Consider the following 24,861-nt stretch of genomic DNA (forward strand, 5'->3'; position numbering starts at 1 on the left):
GATTAGTTATTGGTTCATAGCGACATAGATTATCTTCGCGACTTCCGCACGGGTGAGCTCACCCTGTGGGTCAAATTGATGATTCCCTTTGCCATTGATCACATTTTGCGTCTGCAGACGGTTTACCGCTTCCTTCGCCCAAGCTGAGATCTCAGCACTATCTTTGAAGACTGTATCCACCGTGCCTGCCGAGGATTTATGCAAATAAGACATCCAGCGGTCTATGACAACAGCTGCTTCCTCACGCGTAATCTCTGCCTGTGGACGGAATGCGCCTCCGCTTCCTTGGATTAGTCCAAGCTCCGAAGCCACTGTCACATACCCCCCGTAGTAAGCGTTTGAGGCTACATCATTAAATGGCGAAGCTCCTTCTTTCGCTTGCAGTCCGGATGCCCGGACGAGAAGCGTGACGAAGTCGGCACGGCTAATCTTCTGATTTGGCTGGAAATGCTGCGAATCAACGCCGGTAATCACATGCTTGGCAGTCAGCTTCTGAATGAATTCCTGGGCCCAAGTACCTGCGACATCCGCAAAAGCCTTATGATACTCAAGTACAGCGAACGAAGATAGCTGATCCGTTGTAAATTCCAGGCTGCCTTTATCAAAGGTACCACCCAAATATGCAGCTTGACCGCCAGAAATCCGATAAATATCGGCATAATCCCAGTTAAGCTGTTCAGGAGCGAGCGTTCTCTCTACCTTAACCGGTCCACCAAGACGCTCAATCGGTATCTCTTGGCCTGCTTTCACAGCAACCATTCGCAGTATATAGACAAGATCCGTGGAGCGATAATCTGCATTACTGTTCAAAATTTTCTGTAAATCGGTCTGAAGAGATGCATTGGTAATCGTCTCGATATACAGAGTCACTTTGTCCGCTTCAATTGCATCGCTTGTCAGTGACGTTGCAGGAATCGTGAGACTGACGGACCCAGCTTCAACTCGAATCGTCAGCTTGCGTTCTTGCAATTGTCCCAATACCGCTGTGTCCAAATCGAGCTTGGCCGCCTCACCCGCCTCCTGCAGTTGAATCAGGATTGTTCCATCTGCGGTTTGGAGCGCCTGTTCCAGAACCGGCTTACTGACAGAATAAGTGCCATCTTTACCTGCTTCAGCTACAATAACTCCATCCTTCAGCTGGCTTGAGGAACCCGGATTTGGAGCAATCCCTCCATTGTTGCCCGCACCCGGAGTGGTTGTTCCCGGATTAGGAGTTGGGTCTGGTTTCGGCTCAGGATTCGGATCTGGACGGCCCGGGTCTGTTACACTCCCTGTATAGAATCCCCAAATATCGGAGGTGGCACTACCGCTAAACTCGTCATTTGCTCTAACATACCACTGATAGTAACGATCAGAGGTGAGACCGCTCCAAACTACTGAAGCATTTGCACCGCTCTCTACCTGCGCCTTCTGACCGATAAGCTGGTCGGTATAGACCTTCACACCAATGTAATCCGTAGCAACGCGCTTCGTCTTCGGCTGCAGATCAAGATCCAGCGAGAACTCGTCTTTGCCTGGGTAAACTTCTGGATCATAATAGTTGTAATCATCTAAGTAAGGTGAGTAAGTCTTCATGTGCAACTTGTTATTCTTCATATCGAACTGCATCAAACGGATATATCCGAGTCCACCTTCCTCTGCACCCTGATAATCAGCCAGCATTTGATACACCTTGCGGTCGCTGATACCGTCCCCGTTATCATCCAGTTCATCAATTTTCAGCTGTGCGTCATGATAATGACCACTCAAGGCAGCAATCACGTTCTTATTAGGCTTAATAACCTTCTCGAAGATTTGATCCGCGATCGGAGCACGATTGTTCGATACTAGCAAGTATTCATGCAAGGCCAGAATCGCCTTTCTCTCCGGATATTTTGCGACGACCTGATTCATCCATTCGATCTCTTTGTCACCCAATCCCCAACCCATATAGACGATGATAAAATCATTGCCTCCTGCGGAAACAAGGTCATAGTGACCGCGGTTATTCTCGTACGAGCCGGCGAATGTCGGCATCTTCCTGAATCTGTCCTCGCCAAAGTATTTCCAGTAGTTCGTATAGTCATTTTGCTGGTGGCCTACATCATGATTGCCAGCCAATACGCCATAAGGAATGTTGGCATCCTCCAGAACCTTCATATCCTTATCTGCTTCCAGCCACTGATATTCCTGGTATTCCTTATCGACGATATCGCCGGTGTGAATCACATATTTTAATTTGATCCTGTCCTTATTGTCAGCGATCCACTCCACATTCTTCTGATAAATATAAGGATAGTCCTGTGAGTAATACTGTGTATCCGACATCCATAAGAAGGAGAAATCATATGGATCATCACTGACCGGCCCTGATTTGGAGGCAGCGATCTCATCCTGAATCATGATCTGTATTGTATTAGCCTTCGCCTGCTTGATCATGTAGTCACCAACCAGGACATTAGCGCTAAGCTCGAAATCCTCTGTTCCAGCAATCTTGTAGACAAGCTGCTCCCATTGCTGCGCAGGCTCGCTCCATGCATACAGACTAACTTTCCGTCCTTCAAGAGAATGCCCATTCCATACGATGTCTACTTGATCGGACGGCTTGATAGACGGATCCAAAGTAATCTCATAACGCTGATATGGGAACTGATCCACCGCATCATTCACCAAATACTTACCATCCACCGCGCGGATATCTTCATATTCCTGTGCAGTTAAAGCCTGTTCGCCTTGCGGAACCATCATCTTTGGCGGTTCGGTATCGGAGGCATTCTTATAACCTTTGAATCCTTCCGAACGATTCCCGTCATATTTATATCCTCGATAGAAGAACACATCCATCGGATCTTCGGTTGGGTCCGTCACTTTCACCGTCAGATCAGGACGAAGAGATACCTTCTCTTGGCCCTGCTGCGGAGATATGAGCTCCGGCAGGTTCGGATTCTCGTTCGGCACGCTGAAGCGAATCGTCTTTTGCGACTTATTGCCCACTTTATCGGCGGCTTCCAGAACGAGAACATGCTCTGCCCCCTTTAATTTTCCTGACGAAGTAGCATAAGGCAAGGCGATGGATTGATCATCCAGCTTCGCATCAAGCCGATCTATCCCTGCTCCATGATCCTCCGCGATCGCATCAATTGTGAACTCACCGCGATATTCCTTGCCGTCCTCTACAGTGGCCTGAATCGAAGGAGCAGTATTATCAACAATAACCGTGGACGTTAATTTATCTGTACCATGCAGCAGCTCAACACTATGCTCTCCATCGGCTACTTTACGAGTATCCCAGGAGTAAGCCTTAGATTTAAGCAGCTCTGGCGACAAATTGAAACGGAAGCCGATCCATTCTTGTTTACCAGCGCTATCTCCCATCTTGATCTCTTTGTCACGTACCGCATAGTTAGGATCCCAGATTTCTGTGCCATCAGCCAGAAGCAACCTAACATTTTTAATCTCAAAATCATCCTTATTCTCTTCTATCCGGTCATCAAAAGGTGAAGACTTGGACCCTGCACGGATATAGATGGTATTATCCTCTCCCAATTGCAGGCGACTGGCTTCAATTGGAAATGATAATGTTGTATAGCTAGTGATCGGATCCATGAACGTATATAAGATCGTCTTGTCTTTTAATGCCGGATCCCCCATCGTAATCGCATTTTTAAAATAATAGTCTACGCTGTTCGCTTCAAATACGAAGTAAGCGTCCTGCTCGAGCGCTGGGAAAGTATCCTGCTCGTTCAAGGCTTGTCCATTTATACGAAGCTGTAATTCGTCGGGACCTGCTTGTTCCGCTGTCCCTTTGAGCGTTATCTCTCCGTGAACAACCTCTCCATCCTTCACATTTAGACGAAGCGGAGAGTGATCGGGGCCGCCGATCACGTTAACCCGTACAGTACTGGACGTGATCTCATTCGTACCGTCCGAGACTACGAAATAATACTCAATATACGAGCGGCCGATTAAATCAGCTGATGTTAATTTATAATGATACAGCTTGTCGTTATAGTCCTCTATCAGATTATGCTGGACGTATTCAGGCTGCTTGTCAGATTTGATAAATACCTGAACAGAGGCCACCTGACGATCATCCTTGGCAAAGGCCTGAAGGTGAATCGTGTCTGCCTGATCGACTACAGTCACTCCGGTCATGTCTTCTATATCCGGTTCGATCGTATCAGGTACCACATGGACTGGAACAGCCGGTACCTGCGTAGGATTCACCATACCAGGCGTAGGCGCGTTGATGCCTGAGCTGATCTTAATCATCGTCGTACTGCCATCTATAGGATATTTGAACTCAATCGTTTTATCTTCTTTCGTCTCATCTCCTGCAGTTCCGTCATCATAGAGTATAGCGCTATTATAGTAAGCGGCCGAGATTTCTCGCCCCGTGTTGGTCTTGATCACGACGCCTCTGGAGCCTGAGTTGGCCATTCCATCGCTCTGAATCTGGAATAGATTATCATTCAATACTAGATTGGTATGATAGAAATTGTTGAAATCTTCTACTGTATAACCGCTGTTCATGCTATTGACGATCCAGAAGACTACCGACTTTTGGGCCGGAATTTTGAAATTAGTATTGGTCGAAGCCCATTTCACATCTGATCCTGGTCCCTTATCAGGGTAGCGATAATAGATTTTATAATTGTTGAAGTTTACTGGCTGATCCGTATTGTTATATATTTCGATAAATTCATAAGCATCGGAAGAAGTCCCCGTTACATTCGTCGAGTTCGGTACAAGCTCTGTCACTAGCAATTGAGGTGCGTGATCGGCATTAAATTCCGGGATATTCACTTTTACAGAATAGCTCTCCACCGTGCTTCTAACCCGGATCTTATAATCCAGTCTAGACTCTGCCAGAGTAGCTGCCGGAATCGTAGCGCGATACTGCTCGCCACCTGAATTGCTCATCGTAACTATTGTATAACGTACCTGTGAAGGCGTTTTGTACAGCAGCTGGACTTCCGGAATAGGATTGACGCCATCAGCAAGGTTCTTCACAGTGGCCAAGATTTCCAAGTCCTGTACATTTACGGCTCCCGCCGGAGAATGAATAATTTCAGGCTGAGTCCCTTCCACTCTCTGAGTCAATTGTTCATCCTGCACAATCCCTGGCGTTGCCGGGGTCTTCCCGGCGGTTGGAAGGAGGACCATATCCACACGGTTCGTATCTGGGAGCTGGTACACGATCCCCTTATTTAACGAGACATGCTCTTTATCATAAGATGCCGATACGATGACGGTGTCATCAACTGCGCTGCGGATTTGAATATTACGAGATGCTGTATTGGCCATCCCCCCGTTACCATTGATCCGGAATAGATTCACACCTTCTACAAGATCAGCGGCCGCACTGAAGTTACGGATAAACTCCTTCTCATCGATCGTCTCGTTCACCCCATTCATAACCCAGAAAACAATAGGTGAATGTGCTGGAATCGAGATATTAGAAGCCGGTGTCCATTTGTCTTTATTATTATAGTAAAAATAGTAATTTTGACCGAATTGAATCGTCTTGTCCGTATTGTTATATACCTCTACATATTCATAGGCGTCTGAGCCAGACACATTGTCCGTATCTGGTACTAGCTCCGTGATTAACAAATCAGGGGAACTGTTAGTTCCTCCCGGCACGCCGCTAATATCCTGAAGCTCTACATGATACCCCGTTGACCGAATCGATGACCCGCCCTCTTCAGCCACCTCGATATAATAATCGAGCTGCTGACCTTCAAGGCTATCTGCCGGGATAACGGCCTGATATGTACTATCTGCTATCCAATCTAGCGAAATCGGAGCTTGTGGTTGTGCATCGACCGCATAATATACCGCTCCCGTTACTGTTTGTCCATTACTAGTAATAGCAGCATCGATCATATAATCCTGCTGCTTATATGCAGCGGAAGGAACGTGATTAATCTGCAAGTCCATCGCCTTCGCTAATCCAGCTGGAACGACCAGTCCCATCAGTAAACAGCTCATGACGAGCAATGAAATCCACCGTGTGCCTCGTACTAAAATTTTCAAGATCTTAACACTCTCCTTAGTCCATAATGTAAGCTCGTTTGATCCCTCGTCTTCTTTCGACACTTCTACTAGGGTACAACCGGTGTATTTGGACAGTATTAAGGATTTGTTAAAAATAGATCTACTAAAAACTAAATGATATTCAGAAATTCATAGAATCTGACCTCTCTAAAAAACAAAACCGGCGGATATAAACTCCACCGGTTTTTCACTCCGTTCTAATATATTCTTCTACTTTTACGGGATCCTCATAACAAGAGGATGATAGCTAGCAAATCGAATAATACGAGCGGCAAAATGAACGGGAAGAAAGTAGCGTGCGCCTTGCTACCCTTATTATGAACCCCGGTCACCTTAAGCAGCAGCTTCTTGTCCGAGACCTTAATGATCGTCCCGTATAGAACAGCGCCTGTCTTTGTCTTGATCTTAACACGCTTATTCACATATTTTCGAGCTTCTCGATAACCGATTGATGTCGCCAAATGCGCTCACCTCCTGTGGTCTTGGCACAATATATGCGCACATCCCCAGTAGAGTGTGGGCTAACACCGGTGAACATCGATATGTTATTGGGCCGATACGAACGACTCTCTATTTAAGTATAAGCCTCTTAGGCCGCCTGATGATCCGTATACCCACTTGTTCGTTGCAGTTGCCGATGTGCTCTGAACAAGAAGGGGATGCCACACACCGTCGTAAGCGCCAAAATGGCGAAGATCAGCGCTGCAGAGGCAGCACCCAAAGAATTAAGCAGCAATCCGCCAAGTAATGGAGCCAATACATTTCCAAAATTGTTAAAGCCGAACACGCCAAAATAGGTGCCCCGTAAATCTGGTTTGGCAATGCGATCGACTAGTACATCTGTCATGGTAAACATCAGTACTTCCCCGATCGTGAATATGACAACTCCAAGCATAAAAGTCCATATCTGATGAAAGCTGCCAAATACGAGCATGCTTATAGCAACTAGAAGATTGCCTGCTATTAGGGGTAGTGCCGGGGAGAAACGACTGACGAATTTGACGATTGGATACTGCACGATCAGCACCACGACAGCGTTCAATGAGATCATGTACCCGAACCATTTCGCACCGTCTGTGACATAGGGGCTCATCTCCATATACTGGGCAAGCGTGGAGTCAAAATATCCGTAACCGAGTACACAAAAAATCATGCCAATCAACACATACATAAAAGTACGGTCTTTACCAGTTACTCGTAAAGCCTCTGACAAGGTTAATCGATCACCGCCTGAAGGCATCGCCCCTCCAATCTCACGATGAGCAAGAAACTGTACGACAAGTAACACGCCATAGCTCAGATACACTATACCCGCGATAAGAAAGCCCAAACCCGATTGTGTCGTTCCTAACCACATGCCGAGCAGCGGTCCAAACACTACCCCGATATTGATGGCCGCATAGCGGAGATTGAAAATGAGTAGCTTGTTCTCCCGTGGTGTAATATCGGCTAGCAGCGCCCTGGAGGTTGGCTCGAACATAGCACGGCATAATCCGTTCAGGGCGTTCATCATGAAGAAGACCCAGATCCGGTCTGCTGCCGCAAAGCCGAAGAAGACAAGCGACCAGCCAAATACCGAAATGAATAGAACCGATTTCCGCCCGATAACATCGGAAATATATCCACCATAGAAGCTGGCGAAGACACCTATCAGAGAGCTGACCGCGACGACCGCCCCCGCTTCTGCCGGAGTCGAATGCAGAAATTTAATCAAATATATCGATAAAAATGGAATGCTCATCGAAGTGGCCATCCTGCCGAAGATCGTTCCAGCAATAATGGTCCAGCATAATGGATGAATCTGCTTCAACTGTGTATTCATTGGATGCCTCCCTTTTGCGAAGTAGTCTATCAGATTATTCCCCTTCACTTGGCTCCTGTCAATAAAAAAAGAAAAGGGCCTGGTATCCCGAATTTCAGGTTCCAGAACCCAATCTATCTATGTCTTGCCGCTCTCTCTAGCAGGAATCACGATCTGCACGGTCGTGCCGATTCCGCGTCCGCTGCCGATTGTAACCCCGTATTCACTACCAAAATGAAGTTGAATTCTACTATGCACATTGCGGATCCCGAAGCCAGTGTTGAGCCCTTCAATCGGATCGAAAATCTGTCTAATCCGTTCTGCTGACATCCCTACTCCGTTATCGATAATTTTGAATATGATCTGTTTCCCTTCAAGACGGCCGACGATACGAATATTTAGAGAATCCCCCATCCGGGCATGCTCGAACGCATTCTCTATAAAAGGCTGTAATATCAATTTGATCGTCTCATATTTCCCGATGGCCGGATCAATATCATAATCAATTGTAACCTCATCGCCGAATTTCGTCTTCTGGATGCTCATATATGCCTCAGCCTGCTCTAGCTCGCTGCGAACGGGAATCAAGGTTCGCCCTTCATTTAAGGACAGTCGGTAGAACTTGGCCAGGTCGAGTACCATTTGCTGCAGCTTGTCGATCTGACCGAACTTGGCCAACCTGCTGATCGATGACAAGGTATTATACAGAAAATGTGGATTGATCTGCGCCTGCAGCGATTCCAGCTCAGCCTCTTTTTTCTCGATCTGGGTCACATATACTTCTTCGATCAGATGATTGATATTTTGTCCCATCTCATTCAAGGCCGAAGCAATCTCTGAGAACTCATCCTTCCCGCTGTACCCCATCCGCTTATGCAACTCACCTTCGCGATAGGCGTTCAGTACAGAGACGACCTTATTCATCCGAATTGAGAAGTAGCGTGAAATAAACATCCCGGCAAAAGTAAATACGACGAGGCAGAGGAGACAGATCGCAATGATGAACATCTTCACCCGGGCCGAGTCACGCTCCATGACTGTCATCGGCACGTAAGCGACCAGTTCCCAATTCTGATTACCGACATTGTCCTTAATAACGAGGTAATTATCTTTATCCACTGTGCCGTTTACCTGATCGATCATATCCGGCATTTGGCCGGACAGGTACATAATGTTCCCGTTCTCATCCCTAATTAAAAGAGCGCCGCCATCTCCAATCTTCGTATAATCTACTGCTTGGAACAGCTCCTGCTTGCGTACGCTGAATCGCATGAATCCGACTTCCTTTAAGTTTAACGGATTTCTCATGTCAACCAAGCGTCTGAGCAATGAAATTCGGCCCAACTCATAGTCGCGCTCTACCTTCTGCCAGACCATGGTCTGTCCTATCTTCTCCTCAGGGAAGTTCTGATGCCAGTTCTTGTCCTCTATACGGTCCAGATGATACAAGTTATAGGTCTTAATCCGCTCTAAGAGATCCGGGTTCTCATTTTCAAAAGAACCATTGTATTTTTCAGGAAGCGTGTCATTGTCAAGAAATATGTACATGGCGATATTGAGTCCCGTCGCATTCAGCGCAATATCGAATTTGGGCATGATAATTTTCGTAATCCGCTCATGGTTGTCCCATCCCATCTTATAGCTCCTGAGTTCGTTACTTAACGAGTAATCGTTATACAGCATATTAGAGATGCGTTCCACATCGGACAATTTATATTCAATATTATCTTTGATCTGGGTGATCGTTCCCTGAATATTGCTCCTTGTCTGCTTGCGGATCGAGTCCTGGTACATCGTATGCGAGAAATAACCGATCGCTATGACCGGAATAATGATAAAGACCATATATGTCAACATTAGCTTATACCCAAAGGGTACAAACTTCATTTTTCTCTGCAATATAGGGGCTGGCATACTCACCCTCCGTCATCATTCTCGTTTGCGATACTCGGCCGGTGTCATTCCGAAGGTCTCTCTGAACTGCTTACTGAAATATGGGATGTAACGGTACCCAACCCGGTCGGCAACCTCGTAAATTTTCAATGTCGGGTCCTTCAACAGCTCGCGTGCCCGTTCCATGCGCATCGTGATGAGCACCTCGCTGAAGCTCTTGCCCACCTCTTCCTTAAATAAATACCCTAAATAGTTCGGGGAAAAAGAAAACTGCTGCGCTATATCCTTCAAGGTGATATTCTCATGCAGCCGTCCCTTGACCATCTTCATAATTTCCCGGATCAGCCTGCTGTTCTTGGACGCTTCCTTCTGGTGAATCATCTCAGAAATTTCAAACACGCGCCTGATTAACCAGGAACGAATATCCTCCATCATTTCAAACTCTAGTACAACATCGAGACTATCCAGCTCCATCCCAAGCATCTCGAACAAGTCCTCGTCTATGGTATGTAAATATTGATCCAATTTGAAAATGATGTAGGTGGCCAGATTGTAGATCGTGAACTTGGATCGCAATGTCGATGCAGACAGAAATAAATTATCAATCTCATCGTGAATTCTAACTAGATCATATGTAACCATCGCCTTGAAAAGAGCGTCAAGTCGAATGTCGAGCGTTCTGGCATCCTTGAGTTCCGGAGCCTTGCGGACATCCTCATACCTAATCAATTGGCCACGCCCGAAGAACATCTTGCCGTCCAGCGCTTCAAGCGCCTGCTTATAGGAGGGAGACAATCGAAAAATATCTTCTACCTTCCCGCCTAAGCCGATTGTAATGGGTACAGCTATTTCAAAGTTCAGAGCAGAGCGCATTTCTTCCATGCTTCGCTCTAGCTGCGGGCTATGAAGCACTACCGCCAGCCGATTCCTTGACAATTTGCACCAATGCATTCCTTGATCCTGGATAACCTCTTGCAGCTGCTGCAAACTCCAATCCGGCAAGCGAGCGATTGATTCTTGTACCTTGTTCCATTCATTCCGGGCAGACTTCAGATTAAGCTCATCGATCTCCAGCACCGCTACAGATAGTGGCGCTTCAAGGTAATCTAGCCCATAGGCTGAGACCAGCTTCTTCATCTGCTCGTTCGTTCCCAAGACCGGCTCGCCTTCAAGCAAGCGGAATAGCAGATCATTCTTAGCCATCGGCTTCAAATGTTGGAACTGCTCCTCGGTCTCCTTGCGACGCTTCTCCTCCCTGAGCTCCTCAATAATGCTCTTTAGCGAGGCGATCAATTCATTATCGTCCATAGGCTTGAGTACATAGCTGCAGGCTTTCAGCGACAGAGCTTGCTTCACATAATGAAAATCCTGATAACCGCTTACGAAAATAATCCGTATATTCGCGCTCTTCTGGATCGCGATTCTAGCCAGTTCAAGACCGGACATATTCGGCATATTAACATCGGTAACCAGAATATCTATCTCCTGCTGTTCCAGCACTTCACAAGCGGAAAATCCGTTGCTTACTGCCGCAACGACTTCAAGCCCCAGGTCAGACCAGGGGATAAACTGCTTCATGCCTTCAAGGTCCAGTATTTCGTCATCAGCCAACAATACTTTATACATGCTGACTACGCCTCCTGATGATTGGTTGTATATTCCAGTATACTCTGTCCTATTATTCCTGAATAGATATCCTTATGTATCTACCCCATAACTTTACAACAAATTAGCAAAGAAGGGACCCATAATACGAGTCCCTTCCAGTTTATTAATTAGTTGCCGTTCATAAGTGCTTTATTCTCATTCCATTTTTGCACGTAGAAGTCCATCACTTTCTCGAATCCTGCAGCCATCGAATCATCGTGTGCTCTGTCCAGAAGCGCAAGCGTCTCTTCATCCGACTTCGTATACAAAGTTTGTGCTCTTACTTGCAACCAGATATCCTTTACACGCTGATAGGCAATACCTTCCTCAGTATCCGGCAATGGCGTCATATTCACGAACTGCGTAGCATCACCCTGAGTCTTCCACGTAATTTGATATTGCCAGTACGTTGCCCAGTTCCGCTCATCTTCGGCTAATGTCGATTCGTATTTACCCTTTGTATCATCGGCAAATACGGTGTTACCTACCCACATAACCGGGTCCATATCCTTCTGATACTTCGACAACGGATCTCTTTGCGTTACATACTTCTCAGTAAACTTAGGCGTGTATCCGTCTTCCTCATATCCTTGCCAGTACTCACCTTCAAGACCCCAGAATTGAAGCGTTGTACCTTCAGGACCGGTCCACCAATCCAGGAATGCAAATACAGCTTCTGGATTTTTTGCACTAGTCGTAATTACGGCTGCGTTCCAGCCTAACTTATTATAAGTCCCCGGATAAATCTTGTTCTTATCAAGTCCTTCTTTATGAATCGGCCATACCATGAAATAGCCGTCTGTCGGATCTTTCTTTCTCAGTTCTGCGTCAGCCGTCATTGCATATACGGTAGGGTTAGCTGATGCATATACAGCTACACGGCCGTTAATCAATTTCTCATCCACCTGGTCACGTGTTTGAGTCATTGCGTCCTGCGTCATCAAACCTTCGCGGAACAATTTAGCAGCAAACACGACGGATTCACGGAACGGTTCATCCTTATAGATTGACTTCATCTTATCTCCGTCCGGTACAGCGAAGAATCTAGTAAAGGTAAAGTTGTCTTCCTTGAATGCAGAGTAAATTTGATCCAGACCATGTCCTTCTTTCGCCAGGTCGGTCTCGAACGGAACTACTTTAGGGAACTTCTCCTTAACCTGCTTCAAGTAAGCGTACAGATCATCGGTAGTCTCCAGCTTAGGCTCGCCAAGCTCTTTATAGATCTTCTTATTCACTACCCAGCCTGCATTCCCGTTCGGACGATTTGTATACCAGTTCGGGAATTGATACAGTTTACCATCTGGAGAGCGAAGCATATTAAGAGCTACTGGGTCAAGCCATTTTTTCAAGTTAGGATATTTATCGATATAATCATCCAGCGGTACAAGCAAGCCAGCTTCACGCAGACGTTCTACGTCCGCACCACGTTCACCCCAAATAATGTCGGGAAGTTCACCAGAAGCAATCATAGTGTTCAACTTTTGTGCAGCGTTGCCTCCGTTAGGAATCTCGGTAACTGTTACTTTCTTGTTATCCTGCACCCACTTGGTTGCAGAAATAGGATCTTCGCCCCACTTCGGCATTGTGTACCAGTCATAGTTACCGTACAAGGTAATGTTCAGCGGCTCCTTGCCCAGTTCATAAAGAGCTGGTCCTTCGCTCTGAGCATTGTTCTGAGCATTCTGCTCCTGTTTATTCCCCGTATTAGAACTATTAGGTTCTTGCGCGGTGTTACCGCCTTTGCCGGAACAACCTGCGATTAACGCAACAATCATCAGCACCGACAAGACATTGACGATCAGCCTACTCCTTTTCTTCATACGCTGTTTCTTCCCCTTTCAAACACTAATTTTATTTATGTTTAAAGCAAGCGCTCTAAACCCTCTCCAAGGCGATGTTAATTATAACATCTAAATTACTGTTGAATTCCCAAGACTACTCTTTCAAAGAACCTACCAGAACACCCTTCACGAAGTACTTCTGAACGAACGGATATACACTGATGATTGGAAGAGTCGCAACCATCATTGTAGCCATTGACAACGATTTGCTAGTTACAGTCTTGGCCTGTTGCATACGAGCAAGTGAGGCGGAATCTAAATTCGCTGCTGTTTCACTTACGATATTAGATAGCAGAATCTGCCTTAGAATTGTCTGAATCGGATATAGATTCTGATCCGATATATAGATCCCGGCCAAGAACCATTCATTCCAGTGTGCAACAGCTGTGAACAGTGCCAGCGTCGCGATAACTGGGCCAGACAAAGGAAGTACAATGCGGAATAAAGTACCCCAGTTGCCGCAGCCGTCAATTTTGGCCGACTCCTCAAGACCGTTAGGCAGGCCGTTGAAGAAGGTTCGGAAGATGATCATATTCCAGACCCCTATCAATCCAGGAATGATATATACCCAGAAAGAGTTCATTAAGCCGAGGTTGCGAATCAGCATGAAAGTAGGAATCAATCCGCCCCCGAAGTACATCGTAATAATACACATAACCATATAGTATTTACGGCCCATAAGCTCGCGCTTCGACATACCGTAAGCGAATATTGCGGTGCATAGAATCGATGTGATAGTGCCGATAATTGTACGTAGCACTGAGATTACAAACCCGCTCATCAACCGTTCGTCTTTGAACACAAATTTATAGTTCTCAAATGTGAATACTCTAGGCCAGATAGTAAGTCCACCCTTGGAGGTATCCAGCCCCTGGTTGAACGAAATGGCCAGGGCATTCAAGAATGGATATAACGTTGTTATTGCGAACAAGATCAAAAATGTATAGATGCATATGACCATGATGCGGTCCCCAAGGCTATCGCGCATGTCCCAATTCCTCCTCTGTTCGTGTGCCTTTTACCATAAGCTGTTGCCGCTCTTTCTGGCCACAAAGTTCGCTATTGTGAGCAAGCCGACGCTAACCACTGCCTTAAACACGCCTACAGCAGTCGCATAAGAATAACGGTAATTGGTAATACCGACTCGAACGACATAAGTATCCAGCACATCAGATACATCGCGAATTGCCGGATCAGCAGCCAGGATCAAAATATCTTCAAAACCTGCGCTAACCAAATTGCCGATAGCCAGAATCATAAAGATCGAGACGACTGGCATTATCGAAGGAAGTGTGATCATATAGATCTGCTTGAAACGGCTCGCACCATCGATTGACGCTGCTTCATAAGTGTGGGGATCTACCCCTGCAATCGCAGCCAGATATACAATGGAACCGAAGCCAATTTCTTTCCACACATTCGTCGTTACGAGAATTCCCCAGAAATATTCTGGCAACGACAAGAAGGTAATCGGCTTGTCGATTAAATTCAGCTTCTCCAGCAGCATATTTATGCTGCCCCCATCCACCGCAAGCATGGTAGTAACCAAGCCGCCAAGAATTACCCAGGACATAAAGTGCGGTAAATAGGTGATCGTCTGTACAACGCGCTTGAACGCCATCTTTCTAACTTCGTTCAGTATCAGCGCCAGGAAGATCGGTGCCGGAAATCCTATTAAGAACTTCAGCAAGCTGATCACGATCGTATTGCGCATGACCGTTCCAAATTCAGGTGAATTAAAGAAATAAATAAAATGCTTCATCCCTACCCAAGGGCTGCTCGAAAAGCTATGTCCGATCTTGTAATCCTGAAAAGCAATCATAATCCCATACATCGGAATATAACTAAAAATAAAGATTAAGATTAAAGCGGGTATGACCATAAGCTGCAAATCAAGCTGCCTGTAAAACCGGACAAGCCCCGCCTTAAACTTTCCCTTTGGCTCAGAATTGATCGTCTGCTTCATGGAAAGCTGTGCCATGACTAGTTCCTCCCCATATCATTCTTTGTCTACATTTATTGTAGATAATGATGAAACCGTTTACTACCTGACCAATCAACGAAATGTGATACTTATCAACAAGAAAATAATACTTATCAATGAGCCCGTAACAGAGACCCCTAGCATCCCGATTTGTGAGGAACATACGATAAAAAAATAGCCTTATCATCACTCAGGTGATGAAAGGCTGCCCTTCTATAATTAAATATAAGAACGTGTAAACAGATGGAAAATGTCGAAAATATATGCTTTTACCACGTGTTATATCACTTTCGACGGATCGCAATTTATTGTATGATGGGACTCGATATATTTTTTCATCACATCACCTGGGAGGACTCTCATTGAACAACACAAATAACGAAGAACCATCATCCTTGCAGAAGAAGCTGCTTCCGCGCCATATTAGCTTCATGGCCATGGGCGGTGTAATCGGCACAGGTATATTTAAAGGGAGCGCCGAGACGGTTGGTATCGCGGGTCCGGGGGTGATCTTCTCTTATATCTTCGCGGGGCTATTGCTCCTCGTCGTGATGAGCGCGATCGCTGAAATGGCAACGATTTATAAAGGGAAAAATATGAAGGAATTCATCCGCGAAGCATTCGGAGAACGCTTTTCCTTTGTCATAGGCTGGTTGTATTGCTTCATGTGGCTGTCGGTCTGCGTAATTGAGATCATCGCAGCCGGAAGCTTCCTGCAATACTGGATGCCGGAGGTTCCTCTCTGGCTGTTGAGCCTGGCCTGCGCAGCGTTCATTATCATCATTAATACGATGAGTGTTGGCGGCTATGGGGAATTCGAATTTTGGCTTGCTGGAATCAAGATTGCCATGATTATTGTCTTTATCGTGCTTGGAGTATGCATTCTGTTCGGCATCATCCCTGGCACGAACTCGCCGATGCTGCATAACTTCACTGGTAATGGCGGCTTCTTCCCTAATGGCTGGACAGCCATCTTCTCTGCACTCCTGGTCGTCATGTTCTCTTACGGCGGTTCAGAACTGATCGGGTTAACGCTGTCGGAGACGCAGGATGCTGAGAAGGTACTGCCTCGTGTCGTAAAAAGCTTCATCTTAAGAGTTATTTTGTTCTATACGCTGCCAATTCTTATCATTTGCGGATTAGTTCCGTGGAATAGTCTGAATGAGCATACAAGTCCATTCGTACAGGTACTGACTTCTGCTGGATTGCAAGGTGCGGCCCACCTTATTAATTTCATTCTCATTACCGCAGTATTGTCCGCAGCAAATTCCGGAATTTATGGAGCAACGCGGATGCTGCATTCGATGGCCAAGGATGGAGAAGCTCCTGCTGCACTCGGCCGCCTGTCCAAGAAAGGCGTTCCAATCAACAGTCTCAAGCTGAGCGGAATCGTACTAATTGCTGGCTCCATGATCGCCTATCTTACGCAGGAAGGGCTGTTTAGACTACTGATGGCCGTACCGGGCTTTGTCGTGATTCTGGTATGGATCAGCATCTGTATGGCTCAGTTCAAACTGAGAAGAACCTATCCGCATGAACCTGGCTTCAAGGTATGGGGATATCCCTATATCACTCTGATCACCATTTTCTGTCTGTCCTTGATCGCGCTCATGTTCATATTCGATGCCCAAAATCGTATCAGCATCGGGGTATGCCTGGGAGTACTATTCATTCTGATCATCTATTCCTTCCTGAAGTTCAGAACCAGCAACAAAAGGACAAGCAGTTAAAGAAGTGGCAATCTCAGCTCCATTACTTCGATCAGTTTTCTTATCAAAGGGGGACTTTTAAGACAACCTCTATAAGAATGGAAGCATTTTAAATCTTTTCTCCTTTGGAACTCCCGGACTAAAAATGTTACAATAATGTCATCTAAGGACGGGAGAAAATATGGATTTACAAATACAAACTGAATTTTCTTTACGGAAACCGACGCTTCGTTCAAGAATGATGCGCCGCATACGGCGGACGTATCAATATGACACTCGCTTCTGGAGAATAAGCATTGCCGGTCCTTGGGGAGCCGGCATGTTCGCTTTTGCTCTTGCTGCGCTCGGCCTGCCGACCGGACTCGGTCTGGGGCTGGATCTGCTATTGTTCCTCTTCACAGCAACAATAGGGATGTTCTTCGTCGCTCATACGATCGCTGTTCTTCTGGCCCTAATCGGATTGCCGGTACCGCGTCTTTTTATCGGTACCGTGCTATTCGATCTTGGAGCCGCCTACTTTATTTTCGATAATGAAGAGTCCTTTAAGATCTCTATCATTGTGGCCGTGATCCTTACGTTAGTTGGCGTTATCGCTGGGCTTATAACTGGACTACTCTTCAAGCTTTATTACAGTAGTCGGACAGCAAGCCGCTCCAGAACAGGGATGAAAATAATCGGGGCACTCAGTATATTTATCGTCATTGGATTGGTCGTTAGCGGAAGCACGAAATCAATTCAAAGCGTTGCCGATTCTGATCAGACCGTAGCCAATCCAGCGGAGCCTGGAACCTACGCTGTTACTACCTTTAATTACGGCAGTGGGAAGGATATTTGGCAGCCAGAGTTCGGCGCAAAGACAGACTTGATCTCTCAATCCGTTGATGCCAGCGCCTACATTACAAATTGGTCCAAATATCGCACGATGTATCTCAGATATGACCAGAAGGCTCTGCCGCTGAATGGCCGCGTCTGGATGCCTGAAGGCAGTGGCGATGAGGCTTATCCGCTCATTCTAATCGTTCATGGCAACCATCTGATGGAGGATTATTCTGATGGCGGCTACGCCTATCTGGGTGAGCTACTTGCCAGCCGAGGTTTTATTGCGGTATCTGTCGATGAGAATTTTCTGAATTACTCTGCATGGACGGGAATCCCCAATAATGATATGAAGGTAAGAGCCTGGGTGCTGCTGAAGCATCTGCAGCAGATCCATACCTTCGCCCAGTCTCCAGGCACGCCCTTCTTTGGCAAGGTTGATATGAACCGGATCGGCCTGATCGGTCATTCACGTGGCGGGCAAGCGATCGCGATGGCAGCAGATTATGCAAGCTGGTTCGAATCCGATGCTACTCTCGATAGCGTGAAGGATTTCAATATCAAGGCGTTGGCCGCCATTGCCCCAACCGATAAGAAGGTTGACAGTATTAATGCCAAATTGAAAGATATCAACTACTTGACCATTCAAGGGGCTAATGATGGCGATGTCAGTGATTTCGATGGAGATCGCCAATACAATCGTTCCTCCTTCACTAAGGGGACAGATTTCTTCAAAGCTTCTTTATATGTACAGGGGGCAAACCACAGCCAATTCAATACAGACTGGGGATTGCGCGATATCAGCTTCCCAACGGGAATCTTATTGAATAGGAATCAATTCCTAAATGGTGTAAGTCAGAGAATGATCGCAAAACTGTATATATCCGCCTTTATGGAGACATCGCTGCATGAGCAGACACGGTATATGCCATTATTCCGCGATTATCGCGAAGCCCTTCCCTTTATGCCGGAGACGACCTATATTAATCAGTATGAAGATGGTCATTTCACGGTGTGGACGCGGTTTGAGGAGGATTCGAACCGGCAGAGCCTGCCGAAGAACGGAACTGCCGAAGGTAAGAATATCATATGGCGTGAAGTAGAGACGAAGAATCGCGGTAAATCTAATAAAGGCGATCACGCTCTAATCTTGGAAAGAACTCAGCCTAGCCAAGAGGAGTCTGTCTATAATATGAGTTGGCCATATCGAGCACCACAGCCGACCAGCGGACCGCCCGAGATGCTCTCCTTCGCACTGGCGGATCAGAGTAAAGAGTTAGATGAGATACAAGAGCAAGAGAATACGAAGATGGACCGTTTTGCTATTGGAATCGAGCTTACGGACATAAACGGTATGAAGTCGCGCTTACCTCTATCTCAATTCCGGGAATTACCCGTATTATCAGAAGTGCAATTTACGCTTCATCCTTGGCTTGAGCTCCATATGTCTGACGGCAAATATAACAATCCGACCGAAGCGATATTTCAGACATTTCAACTGCCGATGGCTGAGTTTGTAAGAGTCAATCCCGAGTTTGCTCCCGACAAAGGCATTAAGTCGCTCTCATTCATACTCATAGGTGACCGGGGCAAAATTATGCTCGACGATATCGGCATATATTGATCTTATGTAACCCCATGCATTATAAATATAGCCTCTACCTTGTGAAGATCGCTTATCATTAAGCGTTCCACACAGGTGAGGCTATTTTAATGCGTCCTTCAGACCCTATAAATTCGATAAGATCAAATATTACTCCTCTTTGGGTACTAGATCGTAAATATCGCCGTTCTCCATCGCATCAATCAGACGATCAAGCCAGCTATAATATTTAACTGCCTCATTCATCTTGTGAATATCCTCCTCAAGGACACTTCGTAAAGCTGGATCTATATCCTCAGTTAAATACTTGTTCATTTCTTTGATGGAACGCTTAAGCACCAGAATATTTCCCTCAACCGCCTTCCGCCATTTGATCGCGAAGAAGTCAGTAAACGTCTGATACCAGTCATACTCCACTTCATATAAATCCTTGCGAGATCCCTTCTCCCACACTTTATTAACCATCTTCATATCGAGCAAGGTTCTTACTCCTGTACTCATGCTCGTCTTGCTCATTTTCATCCCCATTCCCATCTCATCAAGGGTCATCGGTTTATCAGCAAAAAAGAGCAACCCATACAGATGTCCCGTTGATAACGGAATTCCATACAGATTCATATTCCTTCCTATCGCTTCAATAACCCGCTTACGTACGTTAAGTACCGCCGTTTGTTGTTCCGGGCTGAGCTGGTCCAAGCTCATGCTTGCAACCTCCTATCGTTCCGATCAAGCTATCTTGGTGTAATACAATTTCCTAAACCTTCAGCATTTATTTAAATGATATTTTTATCTTAAGAAAAGGATGCCCAAAAGTAAAGCAGCGAATCATACCGCAATTTTGAGCATATGGGAGTATTAATAAGATTCCATTCGTTCAGTTTTTTCTGTACGTTCTATACGTACGGATATTACCTTTGATTAATTTCCTATCCTTTTGTTACACTATAGAACAGCTAAGCACGCCACATCGCAACGTTTTAACTTTATGTGCAAATAATATGTGCAAATAAATAGTTACGAATTACAGAAAGCTGCGAAGAACTCGTGAACCCAGCGAACTGTTAGCGGAACTTGAAGAGGTGAGTATATGGAACAAAGTATTCTAGAAATTAGAAAGGTAAGCAAATTGTTCGGTCCTAATGCCGAACAAGGCGTTCGGCTGCTTGAGCAAGGTTATAACAAAGAGAAACTAGCCAAAGAAAAAGGAATCACCGTTGGGGTCAACCAAATGAGTCTCAGCGTCCATAAGGGAGAAATATTCGTCATTATGGGCCTGTCCGGTAGCGGCAAGTCGACACTCGTCCGGATGCTGAACCGACTCATAGAGCCTACTTCAGGAGAAATCCTGCTGCATGGTCAAGATTTGTTGAAAATGAACAAAGCACAGTTAAGAGAAGTTCGGCGCAAGAAGATTACGATGGTCTTCCAGAAATTCGCGTTATTCCCACACCGCACTGTGTTGCACAACGTGGAGTATGGTCTTGAGATCCAGAAAGTCAATAAGGAAGAACGTAAGCAGAAAGCTCTACAAGCGTTAGAACTTGTCGGACTCAAAGGCTGGGAGGACAAATTGCCTGATCAGCTGAGCGGAGGTATGCAGCAACGGGTCGGTCTGGCTAGAGCATTAGCCAATGATCCGGAAATCCTGCTTATGGACGAAGCGTTCAGCGCACTCGATCCATTAATCCGCCGCGATATGCAGGATGAGCTGCTTGAGCTGCAAGAGAAAATGAAGAAGACGATCATCTTCATTACCCATGACTTAGACGAAGCGCTGCGGCTTGGGGATCGCATTGCACTCATGAAGGATGGAGCGCTTGTACAGCTTGGGACGCCGGAAGAGATGCTAACACAGCCGGCTGACCGTTATGTTGAACGCTTTATTGAAGACGTGGATCTATCCAAAGTTATTACGGCATCACGGGTTATGCGACGTCCTGAGACGGTTGCCCTTGATCGCGGCCCTCGCGTTGCGCTTCAGTTAATGCGTGAACGAGGAATTTCCAATCTGTTCGTCATTGATCGCGGCAAGCGGCTGCTCGGCGTGATTACCGCCGAAGATGCTTCCAAAGCATTGAAGGCGGGACAAGGATTGCAAGACATTCTGATTACCGACGGTCCGCGGGTTTCGCCAGATACATTGCTTGGTGATCTGTTCGAGGTGACAAGCTCGGCCAAAGTGCCGCTTGCGGTCGTAGCGGACGACAATCGATTGCTTGGCGTTATCGTGCGCGGGGCTGTACTGGGAGCGCTGGCTGGTGAGCTTAGCGATGAAATTAGCGTCTTGGAGGTGAAGGACAATGGATAATATCCCAAAGATACCCATAGCGGATTGGATTGAAAACATCGTCGATTGGATGGAGACGGCGCTAGGTGGGTTCTTCGACGGTCTAGCAATGGTCATCGAATGGGTCGTTAATCTCTTCTCTGGTCTGTTCCTTCTTCCGCATCCTCTGTTATTTATCGCTATTCTGAGCGTGCTTGCCTACCTCGTCGGTCGATGGCCGCTTACACTCTTTACTGCGATCGGATTCCTGTTAATTGATAATCTTGGCTATTGGACAGAGACGATGAATACGCTGGGCCTTGTTATTACTTCAGGACTGATCTCGATTCTATTCGGGATTCCGATCGGCATTTGGAGCGCCTATAGCAAGACGACACACCGGATCGTATTCCCGCTGCTGGACTTCATGCAGACGATGCCAGCATTCGTCTATTTGCTTCCGGCAGTTACTTTCTTCAGTCTTGGAGTCGTACCTGGTGTAATTGCCTCAGTGATCTTCGCCATTCCGCCAACGATTCGCCTGACTACACTGGGAATCCAGCAAGTATCCGGCGAGCTCTCTGAGGCGGCAGATGCCTTCGGCTCGACTTCTTGGCAGAAGCTGTTCAAGGTTGAATTACCGCTTGCCATGCCGACGATGATGACTGGCGTCAATCAGACCATTATGCTCTCGCTCTCGATGGTCGTCATTGCTTCCATGATCGGCGCTCAAGGGATCGGCGCAACAGTATACCGCGCTGTCACTCAATTGAAGATTGGTCAGGGCTTTGAGGCCGGGCTTGCTGTCGTCATCCTGGCGATCGTACTGGATCGGTTCACACAGGGCCTATTCAAAACTAGAAAAAGGGGAGAATAATTATGAAGTTATCTAAGAAACTTTTGCTTATCGGTGGTCTTGCCTCTGTGCTCGCGCTGTCCGCTTGCGGTCAAGCAGCTAACAAGAACGGGAATAGCAATACGTCTGGGAATGGTGAAGCAGCTTCCATCGGGAAGCAAGTCAATTATCAAATTATCGGCATTGATCCCGGTGCAGGGATTATGAAAGCCACGGATGAAGCGATCAAGCAATATGATCTGAAGGATTGGAAGTTGGTCGAAGGATCAAGCGCGGCCATGACTGCAATGCTGGATAAGTCGATTAAGAAGAAGGAACCGATCATTATTACCGGTTGGACACCACACTGGATGTTCTCTAAATATGATCTTAAATTCCTCGATGATTCGAAAAAAGTATACGGGGATGCGGAAGAGATTCATACCATCGCCCGCAAAGGCTTGAAGGAAGAGCAGCCGATAGCCTATGAATTCCTTAGCCGCTTTGAATGGACCTCCGATGAAATGGGCGAGATCATGTCTGCGATCCAGGATGGCAAGGACCCTGAAGCCGCAGCCAAGGAATGGGCGGACAGCCATAGCGACCGTGTTGATTCCTGGACAAAAGATCTGTCTCCAGTAAATGGAGAGCAGCTTAAACTAAGCTATGTGGCCTGGGATTCTGAAATCGCCAGCACGAATCTGTTGAAATACGTACTTGAGAGCAAGCTTGGCTATAAAGTTACAGCGCTTCAGGTTGAAGCTGGACCGATGTGGACTGGTGTGGCCAGCGGTGATATAGATGCCATGGCAGCAGCATGGCTCCCATTGACTCACGCCGATTATTGGGCCAAGTATAAAGCACAGGTTGAAGATCTCGGCGCTAACATGACCGGAGTTCGTACCGGACTAGTCGTTCCCGCCTATGTGGATATCAATTCTATTGAAGATTTGAACAAATAATTAGGTAATCCAAGTCTCCGATATATCCGAAGACAATCCCTAAAACAAGAGGAAACCATCCCCAACACGGGATGGTTTCTTTGTGTATTTATATATAATGAAGAAGAGGGAGTATCTTTACTGTAACATTGCATCCTTAATAGAACCTTACTGCAACCTGAAAATTAAATTAAAATATTCAGATCATGGAAATTTACCCGTGCATCAGGGTACTTGCCGTTACTGATAACCATTCTCCTCATACTTTATTAAGAGGTGATTTAAAAGGCCTGGTCAAGATTTTTGAACAGCCTTTTACAGAAGGAGGAGAAAGCGATTGATGGAAGCCTATTATAACTGTATGCGCTGTAAGAACAAGCGTGTCCGTATCTTGACAGCAGACAGACGGCATTTTGTAGGAACGATTGTGGATGTAGATTGCAATAACGTTTATCTTCGTGTTGATAGGGATTGCGAAGTGAGAACCTCCGCATTCTTTCCTGGTACTAGTGGGTCCGATATTATAACCTTGAGCCTGTTCGTACTGCTTGCTATCGCTTTAATATAATCATCTGCATTCGCACTGAAGGCCCTGCTATTAGCAGGGCCTTCACACATATATCATTTATGGGGTACCTTTATGCTACCTCTCCAACCTTAGAATTGGCTTAAAAGAACATGAGAATACAATAAATAATTGATGCTCAAGTGGTTACAATAAATTACATTAGATAAATCATTTCCCTCCCTTGAAACGATATTTCTGCAGAAATTTTGTGTCTACTATGTTAAAACATAATTGTTAAATATATAGCTGCAGGGGTAGCTCTGCTTCAATTGGTGAGATTTGGATGGCTGCTCAACCGCGACAAGTCCGTAAGCCTTGAAGGGTGGTCCATCGGTTTTGCAATTAATGGTGTAATTCTTACACTGCTTGGTCTTAACATGACACTTGGCCGTTATCCAAGGTAGGATTTCCGTTTGACGATATTATTTTCGGCGAGCCTTCCCTAGCCTTTGGAATTCTATTGCTAGCCGCCGCCGTCATTTTATGGCGCAAATCGAATCTGTTATTAAAATCTGAGGAACTAGCTAAAATGGTTAAAGAAGACTCCAGAAAGCTTATTCCTGATCTGATAGAAATGACGCGCCCTTTGTCCTATTTTGCTGCTGTAATTGGTCTCGGGCTCATTGCTATCGCGTTTGCAGGTGTTACATTCCAGCTCTTCGCTGCACCGCCTGAAGAACCGATCTCGGGACGATTCGCCGATTATCCAATGCTGGAGGCCACCTTTATTTCTGGATTGTACGCCCTCACTGGTATCGGAGCGGTCTTGTTCCCATTTGGATTAGCCAAGAAGGAATCGAAGATACTTACGGTAACAGGGGTTCTCTGGGCCGTTGTCGGAGTTGCGTTAGCCCTCTTCGGTGCCATGAATTATTTCACCCATATCGGATTGATCGTTAATACGATGAGTTAAACTTA

The 24,861-nt window shown here is 46.1% G+C and carries 17 protein-coding genes; 8 read left to right on the forward strand and 9 right to left on the reverse strand.

Annotated features, from left to right (window positions below):
- Window positions 1-6: 6 nt before the first annotated feature.
- From EI981_RS22090 to EI981_RS22125, 8 genes are all read right to left on the reverse strand, one after another.
- Window positions 7-6,018, reverse strand: coding sequence for an S-layer homology domain-containing protein (locus tag EI981_RS22090; protein ID WP_127001927.1), 6,012 nt, complete (start codon window positions 6,016-6,018; stop codon window positions 7-9).
- Between the two features lie 248 nt (window positions 6,019-6,266).
- The gene (locus EI981_RS22095; RefSeq protein ID WP_127001929.1) at window positions 6,267-6,500 is read right to left on the reverse strand and encodes a hypothetical protein; all 234 of its coding nucleotides are present in this window, start codon (window positions 6,498-6,500) and stop codon (window positions 6,267-6,269) included.
- A 128-nt stretch (window positions 6,501-6,628) separates the two neighbouring features.
- Entirely contained in the window at window positions 6,629-7,861 is a 1,233-nt protein-coding gene (locus tag EI981_RS22100; RefSeq protein ID WP_127001931.1) for an MDR family MFS transporter, read from the reverse strand.
- Window positions 7,862-7,978: 117 nt separating this feature from the next.
- Window positions 7,979-9,697 carry a cache domain-containing sensor histidine kinase gene (locus tag EI981_RS22105; protein ID WP_127001933.1) on the reverse strand — a complete coding sequence of 573 codons (1,719 nt, stop codon included), beginning with the start codon at window positions 9,695-9,697 and terminating at the stop codon, window positions 7,979-7,981.
- A gap of 72 nt (window positions 9,698-9,769) precedes the next feature.
- Window positions 9,770-11,359, reverse strand: coding sequence for a response regulator (locus EI981_RS22110; protein WP_127001935.1), 1,590 nt, complete (start codon window positions 11,357-11,359; stop codon window positions 9,770-9,772).
- 149 nt (window positions 11,360-11,508) lie between these two features.
- On the reverse strand, window positions 11,509-13,200 hold the full coding sequence (locus tag EI981_RS22115; protein WP_127001937.1) for an extracellular solute-binding protein: 1,692 nt from the start codon (window positions 13,198-13,200) through the stop codon (window positions 11,509-11,511).
- Window positions 13,201-13,315: 115 nt separating this feature from the next.
- The gene (locus EI981_RS22120) at window positions 13,316-14,209 is read right to left on the reverse strand and encodes a carbohydrate ABC transporter permease (protein WP_127001939.1); all 894 of its coding nucleotides are present in this window, start codon (window positions 14,207-14,209) and stop codon (window positions 13,316-13,318) included.
- A 30-nt stretch (window positions 14,210-14,239) separates the two neighbouring features.
- Entirely contained in the window at window positions 14,240-15,202 is a 963-nt protein-coding gene (locus EI981_RS22125; protein ID WP_127001945.1) for an ABC transporter permease, read from the reverse strand.
- Between the two features lie 365 nt (window positions 15,203-15,567).
- Here EI981_RS22125 and EI981_RS22130 point away from each other — a divergent pair, with 365 nt between their 5' ends.
- Window positions 15,568-16,935: an amino acid permease gene (locus EI981_RS22130; protein ID WP_227011536.1), complete on the forward strand. Its 1,368-nt coding sequence runs from the start codon at window positions 15,568-15,570 to the stop codon at window positions 16,933-16,935.
- A gap of 160 nt (window positions 16,936-17,095) precedes the next feature.
- Window positions 17,096-19,354, forward strand: a complete 2,259-nt coding sequence (locus tag EI981_RS22135; protein WP_127001949.1) for an alpha/beta hydrolase family protein — start codon at window positions 17,096-17,098, stop codon at window positions 19,352-19,354.
- A 129-nt stretch (window positions 19,355-19,483) separates the two neighbouring features.
- Here EI981_RS22135 and EI981_RS22140 read toward each other — a convergent pair whose 3' ends face one another.
- On the reverse strand, window positions 19,484-20,035 hold the full coding sequence (locus EI981_RS22140) for a GbsR/MarR family transcriptional regulator (RefSeq protein ID WP_127001951.1): 552 nt from the start codon (window positions 20,033-20,035) through the stop codon (window positions 19,484-19,486).
- A gap of 385 nt (window positions 20,036-20,420) precedes the next feature.
- On the opposite strand from EI981_RS22140, the gene EI981_RS22145 reads away from it, so the two are divergent.
- The 6 genes from EI981_RS22145 (at window position 20,421) to EI981_RS22165 (ending at window position 24,856) form a co-directional block, all read left to right on the forward strand.
- The gene (locus EI981_RS22145; RefSeq protein ID WP_127001953.1) at window positions 20,421-21,641 is read left to right on the forward strand and encodes a quaternary amine ABC transporter ATP-binding protein; all 1,221 of its coding nucleotides are present in this window, start codon (window positions 20,421-20,423) and stop codon (window positions 21,639-21,641) included.
- Window positions 21,634-22,476, forward strand: a complete 843-nt coding sequence (locus EI981_RS22150) for an ABC transporter permease (RefSeq protein ID WP_193556397.1) — start codon at window positions 21,634-21,636, stop codon at window positions 22,474-22,476. Before EI981_RS22145 ends, EI981_RS22150 begins: the two co-directional genes overlap by 8 nt.
- Before the next feature lie 2 nt (window positions 22,477-22,478).
- The gene (locus EI981_RS22155; protein WP_127001955.1) at window positions 22,479-23,396 is read left to right on the forward strand and encodes a glycine betaine ABC transporter substrate-binding protein; all 918 of its coding nucleotides are present in this window, start codon (window positions 22,479-22,481) and stop codon (window positions 23,394-23,396) included.
- A gap of 319 nt (window positions 23,397-23,715) precedes the next feature.
- The gene (locus tag EI981_RS22160; protein ID WP_127004893.1) at window positions 23,716-23,943 is read left to right on the forward strand and encodes an LSm family protein; all 228 of its coding nucleotides are present in this window, start codon (window positions 23,716-23,718) and stop codon (window positions 23,941-23,943) included.
- 269 nt (window positions 23,944-24,212) lie between these two features.
- Window positions 24,213-24,347 (forward strand): hypothetical protein, encoded by a 135-nt coding sequence (locus EI981_RS30020; protein ID WP_257791996.1) that lies wholly within the window; start codon window positions 24,213-24,215, stop codon window positions 24,345-24,347.
- A 20-nt stretch (window positions 24,348-24,367) separates the two neighbouring features.
- The gene (locus tag EI981_RS22165) at window positions 24,368-24,856 is read left to right on the forward strand and encodes a DUF981 family protein (protein ID WP_237172677.1); all 489 of its coding nucleotides are present in this window, start codon (window positions 24,368-24,370) and stop codon (window positions 24,854-24,856) included.
- Window positions 24,857-24,861: the final 5 nt, after the last annotated feature.

Source organism: Paenibacillus lutimineralis, from assembly GCF_003991425.1.
Lineage (GTDB): Bacteria > Bacillota > Bacilli > Paenibacillales > Paenibacillaceae > Fontibacillus > Fontibacillus lutimineralis.